Source organism: Streptomyces sp. BR123 (assembly GCF_013401435.1).
Classification (GTDB): domain Bacteria; phylum Actinomycetota; class Actinomycetes; order Streptomycetales; family Streptomycetaceae; genus Streptomyces.
Window position 1 is genome coordinate 1 of record NZ_JACBGN010000002.1, and the last position, 22,907, is coordinate 22,907.

The following is a 22,907-nucleotide window of genomic DNA, read 5'->3' on the forward strand; positions in this document are numbered from 1 at the left end:
ATAAGAGACAGTTGCCGGGGTGGCGGGGATTTCCGGGGTTTCCGCGGGCTCCGGGAGTTCGACGATGGCGTGGGCGTTCGTACCGCTCATGCCGAAGGAGGAGACGCCTGCGCGGCGCGGGCGGCCGGTCTCCGGCCAGGGGCGCTGTTCGGTGAGCAGGGAGACGGCTCCCGCGGACCAGTCGACGTGCGGGGAGGGCTCGTCCACGTGCAGGGTCTGCGGCAGCACGCCGTGGCGCATCGCCATGACCATCTTGATGATGCCGGCGACACCGGCGGCGGCCTGCGTGTGGCCGAAGTTGGACTTGATGGAGCCCAGCCAGAGCGGGCTGTCCGCGGGCCGGTCCTGCCCGTACGTGGCGAGGAGGGCCTGTGCCTCGATCGGGTCGCCGAGGCGGGTGCCCGTGCCGTGTGCCTCGACCGCGTCGACCTCGGCGGCGGTCAGCCGGGCGTTGGTGAGGGCCTGCCGGATCACGCGCTGCTGGGAGGGGCCGTTCGGGGCGGTGAGGCCGTTGGAGGCGCCGTCCTGGTTGACGGCCGTACCGCGGACGACCGCGAGCACCTGGTGGCCGTTGCGGCGGGCGTCCGACAGCCGCTCGACGAGAAGCATGCCGACGCCCTCGCCCCAGGCGGTGCCGTCGGCGGCGGCTGCGAAGGGCTTGCAGCGGCCGTCGGCGGCGAGGCCGCGCTGGCGGCTGAACTCGGTGAAGACATCGGGCGTGGTGATGATGGTGACGCCGCCCGCGAGGGCGAGCGAGCACTCGCCGGAGCGCAGGGCCTGCGCCGCGAGGTGCAGGGCGACGAGCGAGGACGAGCAGGCGGTGTCGACGGTGACGGCCGGGCCCTCGAAGCCGAAGGTGTAGGAGACGCGGCCGGAGGCGATGCTGCTGGAGCCGCCGGTGCCGAGGTAGCCCTCGACGCCTTCGGGGACGGTGTTCAGCCGGGACACGTAGTCGTTGTGCATCTGGCCGACGAACACGCCGACCTGCCGGCCGCGCAGGCCCGTCGGGTCGATCCCGGCCCGCTCGAAGGCCTCCCAGGAGGTCTCCAGCAGCAGGCGCTGCTGCGGGTCCATGGCGAGGGCCTCGCGCGGGTTGATCCCGAAGAAGGCGGGGTCGAAGTGGTGGGCGTCGTAGACGAAGCCGCCTTCCCGGGCGTACGAGGTCCCGGGGTTGTCCGGGTCGGGGTCGTACAGCGCGTCGGTGTCCCAGCCGCGGTCCTCCGGGAGGTGGGCGATGCCGTCGCGGCCTTCGGCGAGCAGCTGCCACAGCTCCTCGGGGCTGCGGACACCGCCGGGGAAGCGGCAGCTCATGGCGACGATGGCGATGGGGTCGTCCGCGTCGGCGGCGGCGCCGACCGGGTGCCGCGGGAGGGCGGCCGCGGCAGCGGCGGCCTCGGAGCCGAGGAGCTCGTCCTTGAGGAAGCCGGCGAGGGCCGTGGGCGTCGGGTAGTCGAAGACGAGCGTGGCGGGCAGGCGGATGCCGGCGGCGGCGCCGAGCCGGTTGCGGAACTCGACGGCGGTGAGCGAGTCGAAGCCGAGGTCCTTGAAGGCGCGGCCGGGCTCGACCGCGTCGGGGGTGGCGTGGCCGAGGACGGCGGCGACCTGGTCGCGGACCAGGTCCAGGAGCAGGGTGTCGCGCTCGTTCCCGGGGAGCCGGACGAGCTGCTCCACCAGCGGGGTTCCGGTGCCGGCGGCGGTGGTCTCGACGGCGCGGCGGGCCGTGGTGCGCACGAGGCCGCGCAGCAGGGCGGGGACCGTGCTCGCGTCGGCCTGGCGCAGCGGGGCGAGGTCGAGCTGCATGGGGACGAGGTGGGCGTCGCCCGTGCGGTGCGCGGTGTCGAGGAGGGCGAGGCCCTCCTCGGAGGAGAGGCCGAGGACGCCGGAGCGCGTCATGCGGTCCTTGTCGGCGGTGTCCAGCTCGCCGGTCATGCCGCTGGCCTCGGCCCACAGGCCCCAGCCGAGGGAGGTGCCGGGCAGGCCGTGGGCCTGGCGGTGGCGGGCGAGGGCGTCGAGGAAGACGTTCGCGGCTGCGTAGTTGGCCTGGCCTGCGCCGCCGAAGGTGCCGGCGGCGGAGGAGAACAGGACGAAGTCGGCCAGGTCGAGCCGGCGGGTCAGCTCGTGCAGGTGCAGGGCGGCGTCCGCCTTGGGCCGCAGGACGCGGTCGACCCGTTCGGGGGTGAGGGCGGTGGTGATGCCGTCGTCGAGGACGCCCGCCGTGTGGATGACGGCGGTCAGCGGGTGTTCGGCCGGGATGCCGGCCAGGAGGGCGGCGAGTGCGTCGCGGTCGGCGGCGTCGCAGGCGGCGACGGTGACCTCGGCGCCCAGGGTGCGCAGCTCGGCGGCGAGTTCGGCGGCGCCGGCGGCGGCCTCGCCGCGGCGGCTGGTCAGGATCAGGCGGCGGGCGCCGCGGACGGTGACGGCGTGCCGGGCGACGAGGGCGCCCAGAGTGCCGGTGCCGCCGGTGACGAGGACGGTGCCCTCGGGGTTCCAGTCGGCGGGCACGCTGAGGACGATCTTGCCGGTGTGGCGGGCCTGGCTGAGGTAGCGGAAGGCCTCGGGGGCCTGGCGCAGGTCCCAGCAGGAGACCGGGATCGGGTGCAGGGCGCCGGACTCGAAGAGGCCGAGGAGGGCGGTGAGCATCTCCTGGATGCGGTCGAGACCGGCCTCGGTGAGGTCGAAGGCCCGGTACGTGACACCGGGGTGGGCGGCGGCGACGTCCTGCGGGTCGCGGACGTCGGTCTTGCCCATCTCGACGAAGCGTCCGCCGCGCGGCAGCAGCCGCAGCGAGGCGTCGACGAACTCGCGGGCCAGGGAGTCCAGGACGACGTCGACGCCGCGTCCGCCGGTGGCGGTGCGGAAGGTGTCCTCGAAGTCGAGGGTGCGGGAGGAGGCGATCCGGTCGTCGGTCAGGCCGAGTCCGCGCAGGGTGTCCCACTTGGCGGGGGCGGCGGTGGCGTACACGTCGGCGCCCCAGTGGCGGGCCAGCTGGACGGCGGCCATGCCGACGCCGCCGGCCGCGGCGTGCACGAGGAGGGTCTCGCCCCGGCGGAGGCCGGCGAGGTCGTGGAGGGCGTAGTACGCCGTCATGAAGACGATCGGTACGGCTGCGGCCTCGGCGAAGGTCCAGCCCTCGGGCATCGGCGCGATCATGCGGCGGTCGACGACGGCGAGCGGGCCGAACGCGCCGGGCAGCATGCCCATGACGCGGTCGCCGGGGGCGAGGTCGGTGACGCCGGGGCCGGTCTCCAGGACGGTGCCGGCGCCTTCGGAGCCCATCAGGCCCGGGTCGCCGGGGTACATGCCGAGGGCGTTGAGGACGTCGCGGAAGTTGAGGCCGGCGGCGCGTACGGCGACGCGGACCTGGCCGGGCTCCAGCGGGGCTTCGGACTCCGGGCTGGGCAGGAGGGTGAGGTGGTCGAGGGTGCCCTTGTCCTCGATGTCCATGCGCCAGGCGGAGCCGTCGGCGGGCGGGGTGAGCGGGGTGCCGGCCGGGACCCGGGCGAGGCGGGGGGCGTGGACGGTGCCGCGGCGGACCGCGAACTGCGGTTCGCCGGTGGCGAGGGCGGCGTCGAGCAGTCCGGGCAGGGTGTCGTCGTCGGTACCGGTGGCGGTGCCGTCGAGGTCGGCGAGGACGAACCGGTCGGGGTTCTCCGCCTGCGCGGTCCGGACCAGGCCCCAGACGGGGGCGTGGACGGGGTCGGCGAGGTCCCAGTCGCCGTGGACGGCGACGGCGCCGCGGGTGACGAACACCAGGCGGGACTCGGCGAACCGGTCGTCGGCGAGCCAGCCCTGGACCAGGGCGAGGGCCCGGTGGGTCGCGGCCCGGACGGTGTCCGGGGTGAGCGCGCCCTCGGCGCCGACGGCGGCCGAGCAGGGGGCCAGGACGTACGCGGGGGCCGGGGCGCCCGCGTCGACGGCGGCGGCCAGGGCCGCCAGGTCGGCGTGGGTGCGGCCGGGCAGACCGGTGCCGTCGCCGAGGACGGCCCAGCCGTCGCCGGGCTGCTCGTCCGGGGTGCCGGTCGGCAGTGGCAGGGTGGCCCAGTCGATGCGGAACAGGGAGTCGTGGTGCGCGGTGCGGGCGGCGCCGGCCAGGCCGTCGGCGGAGACGGGCCGCACCGTCAGGCGCTCGACGGCGGCGACGGGCGCGCCGGTGGTGTCGGCGACCTGGAGGGAGAGGGTGTCCTCGCCGCCCGGGGTGAGGCGGACGCGCAGCGCGGCGGCGCCGACGGCGTGCAGGGACACGCCCCGCCAGGAGAACGGCAGCCCGGCCCCGCGGTCGCCGTCGGGGGACGGCTGGACGAAGGTGGCGTGCAGGGCGGCGTCGAGGAGGGCAGGGTGCAGACCGAACCGGGCGGCGTCGGCCTGCCGGTCGTCGGGCAGGGCCACCTCGGCGTACACGTCGTCGCCGAGGGTCCAGGCGGCCCGCAGGCCCTGGAAGACCGGGCCGTAGGCGAAGCCGCCCTGGCCGAGGTGCTCGTACAGGCCGTCGACGGTGACGGCCTCGGCGCCGGGCGGAGGCCAGGCGGTCAGGTCGAACGCGGGCCGCGGGGCGCCGGTCGCGAGGACGCCGGTGGCGTGGCGGGTCCACGGCTCGTCGTCGGCGGCGTCCGGGTCGCCGGAGTACAGGTCCAGGGTGCGGCGGCCGTCCCGGCCGGGGGCGCCCACCACGATCTGGAGGCGGACCGCGGCGTGCGGGGCCAGGAGCAGTGGGGCTTCGAGGGTGAGCTCCTCCAGCACGTCGCAGCCGGCCTGGTCGCCGGCCCGGACGGCGAGCTCGACGAAGGCGGTGCCGGGCAGCAGGACGGTGCCCATGACGGCGTGGTCGGCCAGCCACGGGTGGGTGTCGAGGGAGATCCGGCCGGTGAGCAGGAAGCCCTCGCCGTCGGCGAGCGGCACGGCGGCGCCGAGCAGCGGGTGGTGGGCTGCGCCCAGACCGGCCGACTCGACGTCCCCGACGAAGCCGGCGGGGGCTTCGAGCCAGAACCGGCGGCGTTGGAAGGCGTACGTGGGCAGGTCGGTGCGGCGGGCGCCGGTCGCGGCGAAGTACGCGCTCCAGTCGACGGGGACGGTGCGGGTGTGGAGGGCGGCGATCGCGGCGGCCAGCGCCTCGGTCTCGCCGCGGTCGCGGCGCAGGGCCGGGACGAACACGGCGTCGGTGCTGCTGTCGGTGTCGGTGTCGCTCAGGCAGTCGCGGCCCAGGCCCGACAGCACGCCCTGCGGGCCGAGTTCGAGGTAGGTGGTGACGCGCTCGGCGTCCAGGGTGCGGATGCCGTCGAGGAAGCGGACGGCCTCGCGGACGTGGGCGACCCAGTGCTCGGGGGTGCGCAGTTCCTCGCCCGCGACCTCGCCGGTGAGGTGGGTGACGACGGGGAGGGCGGGCGCGTGGTAGGTGAGGGAGGCGGCGACCTCGCGGAAGGCGTCGAGCATGCCGTCCATCAGCGGGGAGTGGAAGGCGTGGCTGACGGTGAGCCGCTTGGCCTGCCGGCCGCGTGCCTCGAACTCGGCGGCGATCTCCAGCGCGAGGTCCTCGTCGCCGGAGATGACCACGGCGGAGGCGGAGTTGACGGCGGCGATGCCGATCCGGTCCTCCCGGCCGGCGAGCAGCGGCCGGACCTCGTCCTCGGTGGCGGCGAGCGCGATCATCGCGCCGCCTTCGGGCAGCTGCTCCATGAGCCGGCCGCGGGCGGCGACGAGCGTGCACGCGTCGTCGAGGGACAGCACGCCTGCGACGTGCGCGGCGGTGATCTCGCCGATGGAGTGGCCGGCGACGAAGTCGGGGCGCACGCCCCAGGACTCGACGAGCCGGTAGAGCGCGGTCTCCAGGGCGAACAGGGCGGGCTGGGTGTAACCGGTTCGGTTGAGGAGTGCGCCGTCCTCGGCGAACAGGACGTCCTTGAGGGGCTGTTCGAGGTGCGGGTCCAGGGCCGCGCAGACCTCGTCCAGGGCGGCCGCGAACACGGGGTGGGCGGCGTACAGTTCGCGGCCGGTACCGGGGCGCTGGCTGCCCTGTCCGGTGAAGAGGACGGCGAGCCGGCCGTCGGAGGCGTCGTGCCGGACGAGCCGGGCGTGGTCGCGGCCCTCGGCGAGTGCGGCGAGCCCGGTGAGCAGTTCCTCGCGGCCGGCGGCGACGACGGCGGCCCGGCGGTCCAGGGCGGTACGGGTGGTGGCCAGCGAGTACGCCACGTCGGCGGGCGCCGCATCCGGCCAGCCGGCGAGGTGGGCGGCGAGCCGGGCGGCCTGGGCGCTCAGCGCGTCGGGGGTCCGGCCGGACAGGACGAAAGGCAGCGGGGTGCCGGCGAGGACGACGGACTCGGGGGCGGAGGATTCGGGGGCGCCGGCTTCGGTGTCCCCGTCGGCGGGCGGCTGCTCGATGATGACGTGCGCGTTGGTACCGCTGACGCCGAAGGAGGATATGCCCGCGCGGCGCGGGCGGCCCGTTTCGGGCCACTGCGTCTGCTCGGTGAGGAGGGAGACCGCGCCGGCGGTCCAGTCGATGTGCGGGGACGGCTCGCCGATGTGCAGGGACGCCGGCAGGACGCCGTGGCGCATGGCGAGGACCATCTTGATGATGCCGGCGGCGCCCGCGGCGGCCTGGGTGTGGCCGATGTTGGACTTGATGGAACCCAGTCGCAGCGGCTGGTCCGCGGGCCTGTCCCGGCCGTAGGTTGCGAGCAGGGCCTGCGCCTCGATCGGGTCGCCCAGGGTCGTGCCGGTGCCGTGGGCCTCGACGGCGTCGACGTCGGCGGCGGTCAGACCGGCGTGGGCGAGGGCCTCTCGGATGACGCGCTGCTGGGACGGGCCGTTGGGGGCGGTGAGGCCGTTGCTCGCACCGTCCTGGTTGACGGCCGTGCCCCGGACGACGGCCAGCACCGGGTGGCCGTTGCGCCGGGCGTCGGAGAGCCGCTCTACGAGGATCATTCCGGCACCCTCGGCCCAGCCGGTGCCGTCGGCGTCGGCGGAGAAGGACTTGCAGCGGCCGTCGGTGGACAGGCCCCGCTGGCGGCTGAAGTCGATGAAGGTGTCCGGGGTGGACATGACGGTGACACCGCCGGCCAGCGCCATGTCGCACTCGCCGCTGCGCAGGGCCTGCGCGGCCAGGTGCAGGGCGACGAGGGAGGAGGAGCAGGCCGTGTCGATGGTGACGGCGGGTCCTTCGAGGCCGAAGGTGTACGAGATGCGGCCGGAGGCGACGCTGCCGGCGGTGCCGGTGCCGAGGTAGCCCTCCAGGCCCTCGGGGACGGCCGGGAGCCGGGTCAGGTAGTCGTGGTACATGACGCCCGCGAACACGCCGGTGCGGCTGCCGCGCACGGCGGCCGGGTCGATTCCGGCGCGTTCGAAGGCCTCCCAGGAGGTCTCCAGCAGGAGCCGCTGGTGCGGGTCCATGGCGAGGGCCTCGCGCGGGTTGATACCGAAGACGTCGGGGTCGAAGTCGGCGGCGTCGTGCAGGAATCCGCCCTCGCGGGTGTACGAGGTCCCGGCGCGGCCGGGGTCGGAGTCGTACAGCGCGTCGAGGTTCCAGCCGCGGTCGGTGGGGAACGGGGAGATCGCGTCGACGGAGCCGGCGACGAGCTGCCACAACTCCTCGGGCGTGCTGACGCCGCCGGGGTAGCGGCAGGCCATGGCGACGATGGCGATGGGCTCGTCGGTGACGGCCGGGACGTGGGCGGTGGCGCCGGTGCCGCCCGCGGGCGCGGCCCGGTCGCCGAGGAGTTCGGTGCGCAGGAAGGCGGCGAGCGCGTTCGGGGTGGGGTAGTCGAAGACGAGGGTGGCGGGCAGCCGGACTCCGGTGGCCGATCCGAGGCGGTTGCGCAGTTCGACGGCGGTGAGCGAGTCGAAGCCGAGTTCCTTGAAGGCGCGGCCGGGGTCGACGGCGTCGGGGCCGGGGAAGCCGAGGACGGCGGCGACCTGGACGCGGACGGTGGCCAGCAGCAGCCGGTCGCGTTCGGCGGCTGTCAGCGGCAGCAGCCGCTCGGCGAGGCCGTCGGCCGGGGCGGGGCCCTGCGCGGCGGCGGTGCGGCGGGCGGCGGGCCGGACCAGGCCGCGCAGCAGCGGCGGGACCATGCTCGCGTCGGCCTGGCGCAGGGCGGCCAGGTCGAGGTGCATGGGGACGGCGGTCGCATCCCCGGTCTCGCGGGCGGTGTCCATGAGGGCGAGGCCCTCGGCGGAGGACAGTGCGGCGACGCCGGCGCGGGAGATCCGCTCCAGGTCGGTGTCGGCGAGGTCGCCGGTCATGCCGCTGCGTTCGGCCCACAGGCCCCAGGCGAGCGCGGTGGCGGGCAGGCCTTCGGCGCGGCGGCGCTGTGCGAGGGCGTCGAGGAAGGTGTTGGCGGCGGCGTAGTTGGCCTGGCCGGCCGCGCCGAGGGTGCCGGCGGCGGCGGAGAACAGCACGAAGGCGGCGAGGTCGAGGCTGCGGGTCAGCTCGTGCAGGTGGACGGCGGCGTCGACCTTGGCGGGCAGGACGTGGTCGATCCGCTCGGAGGTGAGCGCTTCGAGGATGCCGTCGTCGAGGACCCCCGCCGTGTGCACGACGGCGGTCAGCGGGTGCTCGGCCGGTACGGAGGCCAGCAGCGCGGCGAGCGCCTCGCGGTCGGCGGCGTCGCAGGCGGCGAGGGTGACCTCGGCGCCCAGCGCGCGCAGTTCCGCGAGGAGTTCGGGGGCGCCGGCGGCGGCCTCTCCGCGGCGGCTGGTCAGCAGCAGGCGGCGGACGCCGTGCGCGGTGACCAGGTGGCGGGCGACGAGCCCGCCGAGGGTGCCGGTGGCACCGGTGACCAGGGCGGTGCCGTCGGTGTCGAGCGGGCGGGCCTCCCGCCCTTCGGCTGCGGGGACGGCGGGGACGCGGGCGAGCCGGGGTGTGACGGCGCGGCCCTCACGGAGGGCGAGCTGCGCCTCGCCGGTGGCGAGTGCGGCGGGCAGGGCGCGCAGGGACTCCTCGCGGTCGTCGAGGTCGAGCAGGACGAACCGGTCGGGGTGTTCGGACTGGGCCGACCGCAGCAGGCCCCACAGCGGGGCGTGCTCCAGGTCGGGCACGTCGGATCCGGCGGTGGTGGCGACGGCGCCGTGGGTGGTGAACACCAGTCGGCAGCCGGCGAAGCGGTCGTCGGCGAGCCAGGCCTGGGCCAGCTCCAGGGCGTGGTGCAGGGCGTCGGCGACGGCGGCGGGCAGCGCGGCATCGACCGGGGTGGCCGGCGCGCCGCCGACGGCGGGGCCGGACACGGGGACGACGACGGCCTGCGGCACCGGGGCCCCGGCCTCGACCGCAGCACCGAGGGCCGCGAGGTCGGCGTACGTGGCGGCCGTCGGCAGGACGCCGGTGAGGCGGGTGAGGCGGGAGCCGGCGGCGGCGTCGCCGAGCAGCGCCCACTGGCCGGGGGCGACGGTGGTGGCGGCCGGAAGGGGCAGCGGAGTCCAGTCGACGCGGAACAGCGCGTCGTGGAAGGCTGTGCGGGCGGCCCGGACCTGGTCGGGGCTGACGGGGCGGAGCAGCAGGGCGTCGACGGAGGCGACGGGCGCGCCGGTCTCGTCGGCGAGGTCGACGCAGACGGTGTCCCGGCCGGCGGGGGCCAGGCGGACGCGGACGGCGCGGGCGCCGACGGCGTGCAGGGCGACGCCGCTCCAGGAGAACGGCAGCCGGCCGTGCTCGGTGTCCTCCAGCAGGGAGCCCATGCCGACGGCGTGCAGGGCTGCGTCGAGCAGGGCCGGGTGCAGGCCGAACAGGGCGGCCTCGGCGTGGGCCTGCTCGGGCAGGCGGACCTCGGCGAAGACCTCGTCGCCGCGCTGCCAGGCGCCGGTCAGGCCCTGGAAGACGGGCCCGTAGGCGAAGCCGGTGCCGGTGAGGTACGTGTACAGGCCGTCGACGGGGAGGGCGGTGGCGCCCTGCGGCGGCCAGCTGGCCAGGTCGGTGGCGGTCCCCCGGCCGTCCCGGGCGGCGGCCGGGGCGAGGAGGCCGGTGGCGTGCCGGGTCCAGGCGCCTTCGCCCCAGGTGTCGTCGGCGGCGTCCTCTGGCCGGGAGTGCAGGGTGAGCGGGCGCCGTCCGTCGGCGTCGGGCGCGCCGACGGCGAGCTGGATCTGGATGCCGCCGTGCGGGGGCAGGACCAGGGGGGCTTGGAGGGTGAGCTCTTCGAGGAGTTCGCAGCCGGTGTGCTCGCCGGCCTGGAGGGCGAGTTCCACGAAGGCGGTGCCGGGCAGCAGCACGGTGTCCATGACCGTGTGGTCGGCGAGCCAGGGGTGGGTGGCCAGGGAGAGGCGGCCGGTGAACAGGTGGCCGTCGCCGTCGGCCAGGGCGATGGCGGCGCCGAGCAGCGGGTGCTCGGCGGAGCCTATGCCGGCGGCGGTGACGTCGCCGGTCCAGGCGGTGGGCTGCTCGGGCCAGTACAGGCGGCGCTGGAAGGCGTACGTGGGCAGGTCGACGCGGGTGGCGCCGCGGCCGGCGAAGACGGCGGACCAGTCCACGGCGACGCCGTGGGCGTGGGCCCGGGCGACCGCGGCGGCGAACGCGGCCGGCTCGGGGCGGTCGGCGCGCAGGGCGGGCACGAACACGGCGTCGGCGTGGTCGGCGAGGCAGTCCTGGGCGAGGGCGGTGAGGACGCCGCCCGGGCCGACCTCGACGAAGGTGGTGACGCCGAGCGCGCCCAGGGCGCGTACGCCGTCGAGGAAGCGGACGGCCTCGCGGACGTGCCGCACCCAGTAGTCGGCGGTGCAGATCTCCTCGGCGGTCACGGAGGCGCCGGTGAGGTTGGAGACGATCGGGATGACGGGCGGCGCGTAGGAGACGGCTTCGGCGGCTTCGCGGAACGCGTCGAGCATGCCGTCCATGAGCGGCGAGTGGAAGGCGTGGCTGACGGTGAGCCGCTTGGTGCGGCGGCCGCGGGCGCGCAGGGCCTCGGCGACCGCGCCGGCCGCCTCCTCGTCGCCGGAGACGACGACGGAGCGGGGGCCGTTGACGGCGGCGATGGACACCCGGTCGGTGAGGAGCGGGGTGACCTCGTCCTCGGTGGCCTCGACGGCGATCATCGCGCCACCGGAGGGCAGGGCCTGCATCAGCCGGCCGCGGGCGGCGACCAGGGCGGCGGCGTCGGGGAGGGTGAAGACGCCGGAGACGTGGGCGGCGGCGAGTTCGCCGATGGAGTGCCCGATGAGGAAGTCGGGGGCGAGACCCCACTGTTCGAGCTGCCGGTGGAGGGCGACCTCGACGGCGAACAGGGCGGCCTGGGTGTAGGCGGTCTCGTCCAGCAGCGTCGCCTCGGGGGTGCCCTCGGCGGCGAACAGGACGTCGTACAGGGGGCGTTCGAGGTGCCGGTCGAGTTCGTCGCGTACGGCGTCCAGGGCGCGGGCGAAGCCCGGGTGGGTGGCGTACAGGTCGCGGGCCATGCCGGGGCGCTGGCTGCCCTGGCCGGTGAACAGGAAGGCGGTGTTGCCCTCGCCGACGGCGCCGACGACGGCGGTGGCGGGCTGCTCGCCGGCGGCGAGCGCGTCGAGGTCGGCGAGGAGTTCCTCCGCGCCGTCGGCGAAGAGGACGGCGCGGCGGTCCAGCGCGGCGCGGCCGGTGGCGAGGGAGAAGCCGAGGTCGGTCAGGGCCGCCTGGTCGGCGGCGAGTGCGGGGTGGGCGCGCAGGTGGCCGGCGAGGCGGCCGGCCTGGGCGCGCAGGCCCTCGTCGCCGTGGCCGGAGACGGGCAGCGGGACGGGCCCGGTGGCGCCCTCCGCAGCGGCGGCGGCTGTGGCGCCGGTGTTCGTGGTGCCGGTGCCGGTGTCCCCGGGTGCGGCGGGGGTGTCGGCGGGCGGGGCCTGCTCGATGACGGTGTGGGCGTTGGTGCCGCTGACGCCGAAGGAGGAGATGCCGGCGCGGCGCGGCTGTCCGGTCTCGGGCCAGGGCACGGCCCGGGCGAGGAGCTCGACGTCGCCGGTGGTCCAGTCCACGGCGGTGGACGGCCGGTCGATGTGGAGGGACTCGGGAAGGACGCCGTGCTGCATCGCGAGGACCATCTTGATGATGCCCGCGACGCCGGCGGCGGCCTGGGTGTGCCCGATGTTGGACTTGATGGAGCCGAGCCACAGCGGCCGGCCCTCGGCGCGGTTCTGGCCGTAGGTGGCGAGGATGGCCTGGGCCTCGATGGGATCGCCCAGTGTGGTGCCGGTGCCGTGCGCCTCGACGGCGTCGACCTGTGCCGGGGTGAGTCCGGCGTTGGTGAGGGCCTGCCGGATGACGCGCTGCTGGGAGGGCCCGTTGGGGGCGGTGAGGCCGTTGGAGGCGCCGTCCTGGTTGATGGCGCTGCCGCGGACCACGGCGAGCACCGGGTGCCCGTTGCGGCGGGCGTCGGCGAGCTTCTCCACGAGGAGCATGCCGACGCCCTCGCCCCAGCCGGTGCCGTCGGCGCCCTCGGCGAACGGCTTGCACCGCCCGTCGGGGGCGAGTCCGCGCTGTCGGCTGAACTGCACGAAGGCGCGCGGGCTGGACATGACGGTGACACCGCCGGCGAGGGCCAGGGAGCATTCGCCGTTCCGCAGGGCCTGCACGGCGAGGTGCAGGGCGACGAGGGAGGAGGAGCAGGCGGTGTCGACGGTGACGGCCGGGCCTTCGAGCCCGAAGGTGTACGAGAGGCGGCCGGAGACGACGCTCGCCGCGTTCCCGGTGAGGAGGTACTGCTCGACGCCCTGCGGGACGCCGTCGCGCAGCAGGTCGGGGTAGTCCTGGCCGTTCGTGCCGATGAACACGCCGGCCTTGCTGCCCCGCAGGGTGCCCGGATCGATGCCGGCGCGTTCGAAGGTCTCCCAGGAGGTTTCGAGCAGCAGGCGCTGCTGCGGGTCCATGCCGAGGGTCTCGCGCGGGCTGATCCCGAAGAAGGCGGCGTCGAACTCGCCCACCCGGTCGAGGAATCCGCCCTCCCGGGTGTACGAGGTGCCGCTGCGCCCGGGGTCGGCGTCGTACAGGGACTCGATGTCCCAGCCGCGGTCGGTGGGGAAGTCGGTGATGGCGTCCCGGCCGCCCGCGACCAGGTCCCACAGGTCCTCCGGCGACTCGATGCCGCCGGGGAACCTGCAGGACATGCCGACGATCGCGATGGGTTCGGGCTCCTGGGCCTCGACCTCGCGAAGGCGCTGCCGCGTCTGGTGCAGATCGGCCGTCACCCGCTTCAAGTAGCCGAGGATCTTGTCCTGATCCGACGCCTGACCCGCCATTGGAACCTCACCCATGTTCGTCACAAACCCTTGTGCTGCTACTGCCTGCTGTCCGCTGCGCTAGATCCCGAGCTCGTTCTCGATGAAGTCGAAGAGCTCGTCGGGCGTGGCCTCCTGGAGCTTGTCGGCCACGGCCCCGTCCCTCGAATGGGCCTGCGGTTCACCCCATTTCGCCAGGAGGGCCTGCAGGCGCGAGGCGATGTCGGCACGCGTCCCGTCGTCGGGGTCGAGGACGGACAGCGCGGATTCGAGCTTCTCGAGTTCCGCGATGCCGGGGGCTGCCGCGGTGCTGCCGTCCTGGACGATCTCGGCGCGCAGGAACTCGGCCAGGACGGCCGGCGTCGGGTGGTCGAAGACCAGCGTCGCCGGAAGCTTCAGCCCGGTGGCGGCGTTCAGCCGGTTGCGGAGCTCCAGCGCGATCAGGGAGTCGAAGCCGAGTTCCTTGAACGCGCGGCCCGCGCCCACCTCGTCGGTGGTGGGGTGCCCGAGCGCGGTCGCCGCGTGGGAGCGGACGAGTTCCAGGACCGCCAGGCCCTGTTCGGCCTGCGGCATCACCGACAGCCTCCGGCGCAGCGCCTCGCCCGGGGCGCCCTGCGCTTCGGCGCCGGGCCCTCCGCCGTCGGCGGGGGCGGTCTGCGCGAGCCTGCGCACCTCGGGGAGGTCGCCGAGGAACGGGCTGGGCCGTACGGCGGTGTAGCCGGGGGTGAAGAGCTCCCACCGGATGTCGGCGACGGCGACGGCCGGCTCGGCGTGGTCGAGGGCCTGCTGGAGGGCGCTGATCGCTGCGGCCGGGGCCATGGCGGGGACGCCGCCGCGGTCGAGGCGTTCCCCGATGGCGCCGCCCGCGGCCAGGCCGCTCTCGCCCCAGCGGCCCCAGGCCACGGAGGTGGCGGGCAGGCCGTCGGCGTGCCGCTGCTCGGCGAGGGCGTCGAGGTAGGAGTTGGCGGCGGCGTAGTTGGCCTGGCCGGCGTCGCCGAGGGTGCCGGCGACGCCGGAGAACAGGACGAACGCCGACAGGCCGAGTTCGCGGGTCAGCTCGTGCAGGGTGTGCGCCGCGTCCGCCTTGGGGGCGAGTACGGTCGCGAACCGCTCGGGGGTGAGCCCGTCGATGACTCCGTCGTCCAGGACTCCGGCGGTGTGGAACACGGCGGTGAGCGGCCGTTCGGCGGGGACGGCCGCGAGGAGCGCGGCGACGGCGTCCCGGTCGGCCATGTCGCAGGCGGCGATGGTCACCTCGGCGCCGAGTGCGGTGAGCTCCTCGCGCAGTGCGTCCGCGCCGGGGGCGTCGGGGCCGCGGCGGCTGGTGAGGATCAGCTGCTCGGCGCCGTTCTCGGCGAGCCAGCGGGCCACGTGCGCGCCGAGCGCGCCCGTACCGCCGGTCACGAGGGTCGTCCCGCGCGGCTTCCAGGCGGGGGCGGCCGGTGCGTCGGCGAGGGGGGCGTGGGCGAGCCGCCTTCCGTGGAGCCCGGAGGGCCGTACGGCGACCTGGTCCTCGGCGCCGTCTCCGGCCAGGACCCCGACGAGCCGTTCGAGGGTGCGGTCGTCGGCCTGCGGGGGCAGGTCGAGCAGGCCGCCCCAGCGGTCGGGGTGCTCCAGTGCGACGGTCCGGCCGAAGCCCCACAGCAGGGCCTGCGCCGGGTCCTGGAGCCGCTCGGAGCGGGCCACGGCGACGGCGCCGCGGGTGACGCACCACAGCGGGGCGGCCACGCCGGCGTCGCCGAGGGCCTGCACGAGCGCGGCAGTGGCGAGCAGCCCGGCGTGGGCGCGCAGCCCGCCGCCCTCTTCGGTGCCGTCGCCGAGGGCGAGGAGGGAGAGGACCCCGTTCGGGGCGGTCGCCGCGTCCTCGGCGGCCTCGATGGCGGCGGTGAGCGTGCCCCGGTCGGCCGCGTCGGCCGCCACGGTGAGGGTGCGGACCTCGGCGCCGCGGTCGGCGAGGGTGCGCAGGACGGCGGCGGCCGTGTCCCCGGCCGGACCGGACAGTGCCTCGGGCACGACGACCAGCCAGGTCCCGGACAGCCGGGTGGCGGTGGTGTCGGCGAGGGCCTTCCAGGTGATGCGGTAGCGCCAGCCGTCGACCGTGGCCTGCTCCCGGCTCTGGCGCCGCCACGAGGACAGCGCGGGCAGCAGGTCGGTGAAGGGCTGGTCGCCGTCGACGTGCAGCTCGGCGGTGAGCGCGGCGAGGTCCTCGCGTTCGACGGCGTCCCAGAAGCGGGCGTCGACCGTGCTCTGTGCCTGCGGCGCGGCCGGTTCGGCGGGGGCCGCCTCCGGCCAGTACCGCCGGGACTGGAAGGCGTAGGTGGGCAGCTCCGTACGCTGGGCGCCCGTGCCCGCGTACACCGCGTCCCAGTCGACCGCCACACCGCGGACCCAGGCCTCGGCGAGCGACAGCCAGAACCGCTCCAGGCCGCCCTCGTTGCGGCGCAGGGAGCCGAGGACGGCGGCCTCACGGCCGGAGTCCTCCACCGTCTCCTGGATGCCGACGGTCAGCACCGGGTGCGGGCTGGACTCGACGAACACGCCGAAGCCCTGGTCCAGAAGGGCACGGGTGGCGTTCTCCAGCTCCACCGTCTGCCGCAGGTTGCGGAACCAGTACCCCGCGTCCAGTTCCGGACCCTTGACCCACTCACCGGTGACGGTGGACAGGAAGGGAACCTCGGCGGCCCGGGGCTCGATCGGCGCCAGCAGCTCCGCGAGTTCCTCGCGCAGCAGGTCGACCTGCGCGGAGTGCGAGGCGTAGTCCACCGCGATCCGCTTGGCCCGCACACCGTCGGCCTCGCAGGCGGCCAGGAACTCGTCCAGGGCCTGGACCTCACCCGACACCACCACCGAGGACGGCCCGTTGGCGGCGGCAACGGAGATCCGCTCCTCACCCCACGCCGCAATCCGCTCCCGCACCTCACCGGCCGGCAGCGGCACCGACACCATGCCGCCCAGACCGGCCAGCACCCGCCCGATCGCCTGACTCCGCAGAGCCACCACCCGCGCCGCATCCTCCAGGGACAAGATCCCCGCGACGCACGCGGCGGCGATCTCGCCCTGGGAGTGGCCGATCACGGCGCCGGGACGCACGCCCGCGGCGCGCCAGACGTCGGCCAGAGACACCATCACCGCGAACAGGGCCGGCTGCACCACGTCGACGCGGTCGAGCGAGGGCGCGCCCCCGACACCGCGCAGGACATCCGTCAACGACCAGTCGGTGAAGGGCTCCAGCGCCTTCGCACACTCATCCACCCGGGCTGCAAACACAGGTGAAGCGTCCATCAGCATCTCGGCCATGCCCACCCATTGCGACCCCTGTCCGGGGAACACGAACGCGGTCTTGCCCCCGATGACCGACCCCTGCACCAGCAGGGGTGCGGTGCCTCCGGCGGCGAGGGTGGCCAGGCCGGCGAGGTGTTCCTCCCGGTCCCGGCCGATCACCACGGCACGCCGGTCGTGTGCCGTACGGGTGGTGGCCAGGGAGTGGCCGATGTCGGTACGTCGCAGGTCAGGGCTGGCGGCGAGGTGGTTCAGCAGGCGTTCGGCCTGGCCGTGCAGTGCCTTCTCGGTCTTGGCGGTCAGCGGCCAGGGCAGTGGAATCCGCGGATCGGAGTCGGTGCCGCCGGTCGGCGTCGCGGTCAGTAGGGGGTGGGGGGCCTGGGGTGCAGGGGTCCCCTGCCCGTCCGCCCCCTGTCCGTCGGACCCCTGCGCGGCGGGGGCCTGCTCGATGATGGCATGGGCGTTGGTGCCGCTGAACCCGAACGAGGAGACGCCCGCGCGCCAGGGGCGGTCACCGGTGTCGGGCCAGGCCCGCTGCTCGGTGAGCAGGGCGACCTCGCCCGCGCTCCAGTCCACGTGCGGGGTGGGCTCCGTGATGTGGAGGCTCTGCGGCACCACGCCGTGCTGCATGGCCAGCACCATCTTCATCACACCGGCGACACCGGCGGCGGCCTGGGCGTGGCCGATGTTCGACTTGACGGAGCCGAGCAGCAGCGGGCGGTCGGTCGGTCGGTCCTGCCCGTACGTCGCCAGCAGGGCCTGTGCCTCGATCGGGTCGCCGAGGGTGGTGCCGGTGCCGTGGGCCTCGACGACGTCCACCTCGGCGGCCGTCAGGCGGGCGTTGGCGAGGGCCTGGCGGATGACGCGCTGCTGGGAGGGCCCGTTCGGGGCGGTGAGGCCGTTGGAGGCGCCGTCCTGGTTGACGGCCGTACCGCGGATCACGGCGAGGACCGGGTGCCCGTTGCGCCGGGCGTCCGACAGGCGCTCCACCAGCAGCATGCCGACGCCCTCGGCCGGGCTGAAGCCGTCGGCGTCCGCGGAGAACGCCTTGCAGCGGCCGTCGGTGGACAGGCCGCGCTGGCGGCTGAACTCGATGAAGGTGCCGGGCGTGGACATGACCGTGACACCGCCGGCGAGGGCCATGGTGCACTCCCCCGCCCGCAGCGCCCGCACCGCCAGGTGGAGGGCGACGAGGGAGGAGGAGCAGGCGGTGTCGACGGTGACGGCCGGGCCTTCGAGGCCGAAGGTGTAGGAGAGGCGGCCGGAGACGACGCTGCCCGCGCTGCCGGTGGCCAGGTGCCCTTCGAGGCCGTCTGCGGAGCCGCGTACGAGGTGGGAGTAGTCGGAGCCGTTGGTGCCGACGAACACGCCGGACTGGCTGCCGCGGAGGGTTTCCGGGTCGATGCCGGCCCGTTCGAACGCCTCCCACGTGGTTTCCAGCAGGAGCCGCTGCTGCGGGTCCATGGCGAGGGCCTCGCGCGGGGATATCCCGAAGAACGCGGGGTCGAAGGCGGCCGCGTCGGTGAGGAAGCCGCCTTCGCGGGTGTAGGAGGTGCCCTGGGCGTTGGGGTCGGGGTTGTAGAGCGCCTCGACGTCCCAGCCGCGGTCGGCGGGGAACCCGGAGAGGGCGTCGCCGCCGGAGGCGAGCAGCTGCCACAGTTCCTCGGGGCTGCGGACGCCGCCGGGGAAGCGGCAGCTCATGGCGACGACGGCGATCGGTTCGGCGTCGGCCCCGGTGGCGGCGGCCGTGGGCGCGGGGGTGGTGGCCGCGGGGCTCTGGCCGGCGAGTTCGGCGCGCAGGTGCCGGGCGAGGACGGTGGGCGTCGGGTAGTCGAAGACGAGGGTGGGCGGCAGCTTGAGGCCGGCGGCCGCGTTGAGGCGGTTGCGCAGTTCGACGGAGGTGAGGGAGTCGAAGCCGAGTTCCTTGAAGGCTCGGCCGGCCTCGACGGCGTCGGGCCCGGCGTAGCCGAGGACGCCGGCGACGGCAGTGCGGACCAGGTCCAGCAGCAGGCGTTCCTGTTCGGCCTCGGGCTGCCCGGCGAGCTGCCGGAGCAGCGGGGCGGCGCTGCCGCCGTCCTCGGCGGCCTCGGTGCGGGCGCCGTCCATGACCTGGCGGGCCTCGGGCAGGTCGTGCAGCAGCGGCCGGGCACGGCCGGAGGTGAAGGCGAGGACGAAGCGCTTCCACTCCATGTCGGCGACGGTCAGGGTGGTCTCGTCGCGGTCCAGGGCGTGCTGGAGCGCGTTGACCGCCCGGCTCGGGGCCATTTCGATCACGCCGTGGCGGCGCATGCGGTCGCCGACGGCGCCCTCGGCCATGCCGCCGTCGCCCCAGGGGCCCCAGGCGAGGGAGGTGGCGGGCAGGCCGGCGGCCCGCCGGTGCTCGGCGAAGGCGTCGAGGAAGGCGTTGCCCGGCGCGTAGTTGCCCTGTCCGGGAGCGCCGAAGGTGGCGGCGAAGGAGGAGAAGAGGACGAACGCGGACAGGTCCAGGTCCCGGGTCAGCTCGTGCAGGTGCCGGGTCGCGTCGACCTTGACCCGCAGGACCCGCTCGATCTGCTCGGGCGTCAGCGCTTCGATGACTCCGTCGTCGAGGACGGCCGCCGTGTGCACGACGGCGGTGAGCGGCCGGTCGGCGGGGACGGTCGCGAGGAGTTCGGCGAGGGCGTCGCGGTCGCTGACGTCGCAAGCGGCGATCGTCACCTCGGCGCCGAGCGCGGTGAGTTCCCCGGCCAGTTCGGCGGCGCCGGGGGCGTCGGGGCCGCGGCGGCTGGTGAGGATCAGGTGCTCGGCGCCGTTCGCGGCGAGCCAGCGGGCCACGTGCGCGCCGAGCGCGCCCGTACCGCCGGTGACCAGCGTCGTGCCGCTCGGCCGCCATGCGCGTACCGGCGGCGTGTCGGCCAGGCGGGCGCGGACGAGGCGCCGTACGAGGATCCCGGAGGGCCGGACGGCGACCTGGTCCTCGGCGGCGTCCCCGGCGAGGACGCCCACCAGCCGGGCCAGCGCCCGGTCGTCCACGGCATCCGCGTCACCGGGCAGGTCGATCAGGCCGCCCCAGCGCTCGCCGTGCTCCAGTGCGGCCACCCGGCCCAGGCCCCAGACGGGCGCCTGCGCGGGGTCGGGCTGCCGTTCGGCGCGGGCCGCGGCGACGGCGCCGCGGGTGGCGCACCACAGCGGGGCGGCCACATCGGTGTCGCCGAGGGCCTGGACGAGGGCGAGCGTGGCGATCACGCCGACGGCCGCGTCGGTCCCGGCGGGGGTCAGGAGGGAGAGCACGCCCGATACGGCGGGACCGTCGGCGAGGGTCTCGCTGATCCGCCCGGCCAGCTCGGCCCGCGCGTCACGGGTGTGGGGGACGGCCATCCGCCGTGCGTCGGCGCCGTGTTCGGCGAGTGTCCGCAGGACGGCATCGGCGACGCCGTCGTCGGCGGTCCCTGCCGTGGCCTCGGGAACGGCGACCAGCCAGGTGCCGGAGAGGCGGGCGGCGGCGGGCTCGGGTGCCGGCTTCCAGGTGATCCGGTAGCGCCAGCCGTCGACCGTGGACCGCTCCTGGCTCTGTCGCCGCCAGGAGGACAGCGCGGGGAGCAGCGCCGTCAGCGCCTCGTCCGCGTCGATGTCCAGCTCGGCGGTGAGAGCGGCCACGTCGTTGGCTTCGACGGCCTCCCAGAAGCGGGCGTCGGCGGTGTCGGTCGGATACGCGGCTGCGGCCTCGGTCTCTTGGGCGGTGCCGCTCTCCAGCCAGAACTGCTCCTGCTGGAAGGCGTAGGTGGGCAGGTCCACGCGGCGGGCGCCCGTACCGGAGAAGACGGCCTCCCAGTCCACGCCCACGCCCCGGACCCAGGCCTCGCCCAGCGACAGCCAGAACCGCTCCAGGCCGCCCTCGTTGCGGCGCAGGGAACCGAGGACAGCGGCCTCACGGCCGGAGTCCTCCACCGTCTCCTGCATGCCGACGGTCAGCACCGGGTGCGGGCTGGACTCGACGAACACGCCGAAGCCCTGCTCCAGAAGGGCACGGGTGGCGTTCTCCAGCTCCACCGTCTGCCGCAGGTTGCGGAACCAGTACCCCGCGTCCAGCTCCGGACCCTTCACCCACTCACCGGTGACGGTGGACAGGAAGGGAACCTCGGCGGCCCGGGGCTCGATCGGCGCCAGCAGCTCCGCGAGTTCCTCGCGCAGCAGGTCGACCTGCGCGGAGTGCGAGGCGTAGTCCACCGCGATCCGCTTGGCCCGCACACCGTCGGCCTCGCAGGCGGCCAGGAACTCGTCCAGGGCCCGGACCTCACCCGACACCACCACCGAGGACGGCCCGTTGGCGGCGGCAACGGAGATCCGCTCCTCACCCCACGCCGCAATCCGCTCCCGCACCTCACCGGCCGGCAGCGGCACCGACACCATGCCGCCCAGACCGGCCAGCACCCGCCCGATCGCCTGACTCCGCAGAGCCACCACCCGCGCCGCATCCTCCAGGGACAGGATCCCCGCGACGCACGCGGCAGCGATCTCGCCCTGGGAGTGGCCGATCACCGCACCGGGACGCACGCCCGCGGCACGCCACACCTCCGCCAGAGACACCATCACCGCGAACAAGGCCGGCTGCACCACGTCCACACGATCCAGCGAGGGCGCGCCCCCGACACCGCGCAGGACATCCGTCAACGACCAGTCGGTGAAGGGCTCCAGCGCCTTCGCACACTCATCCACCCGGGCAGCAAACACAGGAGAGGACTCCAGCAGCGCCTCGGCCATGCCCACCCACTGCGAACCCTGCCCGGGGAACACGAACACGGTCTTCCCACCGACCACGGACCCGGTCACCACACCCGCAGCCAGCCCGCCCGACGCCACCGCGGCAACACCGGCAGCGTGGTCGCCCAGCACCACGGCCCGGTGCTCCAGGCCGGCCCGGGTCGACGCCAGCGACCAGCCCACGTCGACGGGACGCGCGGCCGTCCCCGCTTCCGCCGCGAGCCAGCCCGACAGGCGCTCCGCCTGCGCCCGCAGTGCGGCCGCGCTCTTGCCCGACAGCACCCACGGCACCATCGGCACCGCCGGCACCGCCGAGAGGGCCTCCGTCTCCGGGGTGTCCGCCTCCGGCGCCTGCTCGACGATCACGTGCGCGTTCGTTCCGCTGAACCCGAACGACGACACGCCCGCGCGGCGCGGGGCTCCGGTCTCCGGCCAGGGGACGGGGTCTCCGATCAGGGAGACGGCGCCCGCTTCCCAGTCGACGTGCGGGGTCGGCTCGTCGAGGTGGAGGGTCTTGGGCACGATGCCGTGGCGGATCGCCTCGACCATCTTGATGATGCTCGCGACGCCGGCGGCGGCCTGGGTGTGCCCGATGTTGGACTTGATGGAGCCGAGCAGCAGCGGCCGGTCCTCCGGCCGGTCCTGGCCGTAGGTGGCGAGCAGGGCCTGCGCCTCGATGGGGTCGCCGAGGGTGGTGCCGGTGCCGTGGGCCTCGACGACGTCCACGTCGGCGGCTCCCAGGCGTGCGTTGGTGAGGGCCTGGTGGATGACGCGCTGCTGCGAGGGCCCGTTGGGGGCGGTCAGTCCGTTGCTGGCACCGTCTTGGTTGACGGCCGAGCCGCGGATCACGGCGAGGACCGGGTGCCCGTTGCGCTGCGCGTCCGACAGGCGCTCCACGAGCAGCATGCCGACGCCCTCGCCCCAGCCGGTGCCGTCGGCGGCGGCCGCGAAGGGCTTGCAGCGGCCGTCGGGGGCCAGGCCGCGCTGGCGGCTGAACTCGGTGAAGGTGGCCGGGGTCGCCATGACGGTGACACCGCCGGCGAGGGCCATGGTGCACTCCCCCGCCCGCAGCGCCTGCACGGCCAGGTGCAGGGTGACGAGGGAGGAGGAGCAGGCGGTGTCGACGGTGACGGCCGGGCCTTCGAGGCCGAAGGTGTACGCCACGCGCCCGGAGGCGATGCTGCCGGAGCTGCCGGTGCCGAGGAAGCCCTCGACGCCTTCGGGGACGGAGTCCAGGCGGGCGGTGTAGTCGTGGTACATGACGCCGGCGAAGACGGCGGTGCGACTGCCGCGCAGGGAGGTCGGGTCGATGCCGGCCCGCTCGAAGGCCTCCCAGGACGCCTCCAGCAGCAGTCGCTGCTGCGGGTCCATGGCCAGAGCCTCGCGCGGGGAGATCCCGAAGGGGGCGGGGTCGAAGCGGGCTGCGTCGTAGAGGAAGCCGCCCTCGCTGACGTAGCTGGATCCGGCGCTGTCGGGGTCGGCATCGTAGAGGGTCTCCACGTCCCAGCCGCGGTCGGCGGGGAAGCCGGAGATCGCGTCGCGGCCGTCGGCGACGAGCCGCCACAGGTCCTCGGGGGTACGGACGCCGCCCGGATAGCGGCAGCTCATCGCGACGATCGCGACGGGTTCCTGGTTCTGCTCCTCGACCTCGCGCAACCGCCTGCGGGCCTGGCGCAGATCGGCGGTCGCCCGCTTGAGGTAGTCGCGAAGCTTGTCCTCGTTCACCATGTGCGTGG

General features: G+C 75.4%; 2 protein-coding genes. Both read right to left on the reverse strand.

What is annotated here, in order from left to right; all coding sequences use genetic code 11:
- The coding region (locus tag HYE82_RS00540) for a type I polyketide synthase (RefSeq protein WP_256986796.1) at positions 1-13,188 on the reverse strand (13,188 nt) is incomplete at its 3' end.
- Positions 13,189-13,233: 45 nt separating this feature from the next.
- The gene (locus HYE82_RS00545) at positions 13,234-22,899 is read right to left on the reverse strand and encodes a type I polyketide synthase (RefSeq protein WP_179171882.1); all 9,666 of its coding nucleotides are present in this window, start codon (positions 22,897-22,899) and stop codon (positions 13,234-13,236) included.
- Positions 22,900-22,907 lie beyond the last annotated feature (8 nt).

What these genes read in the sequence shown, in the direction of transcription:
- HYE82_RS00545 (WP_179171882.1), bottom strand. Translation starts at nt 22,899, where the DNA reads ATGGTGAACGAGGACAAGCTTCGCGACTACCTCAAGCGGGCGACCGCC.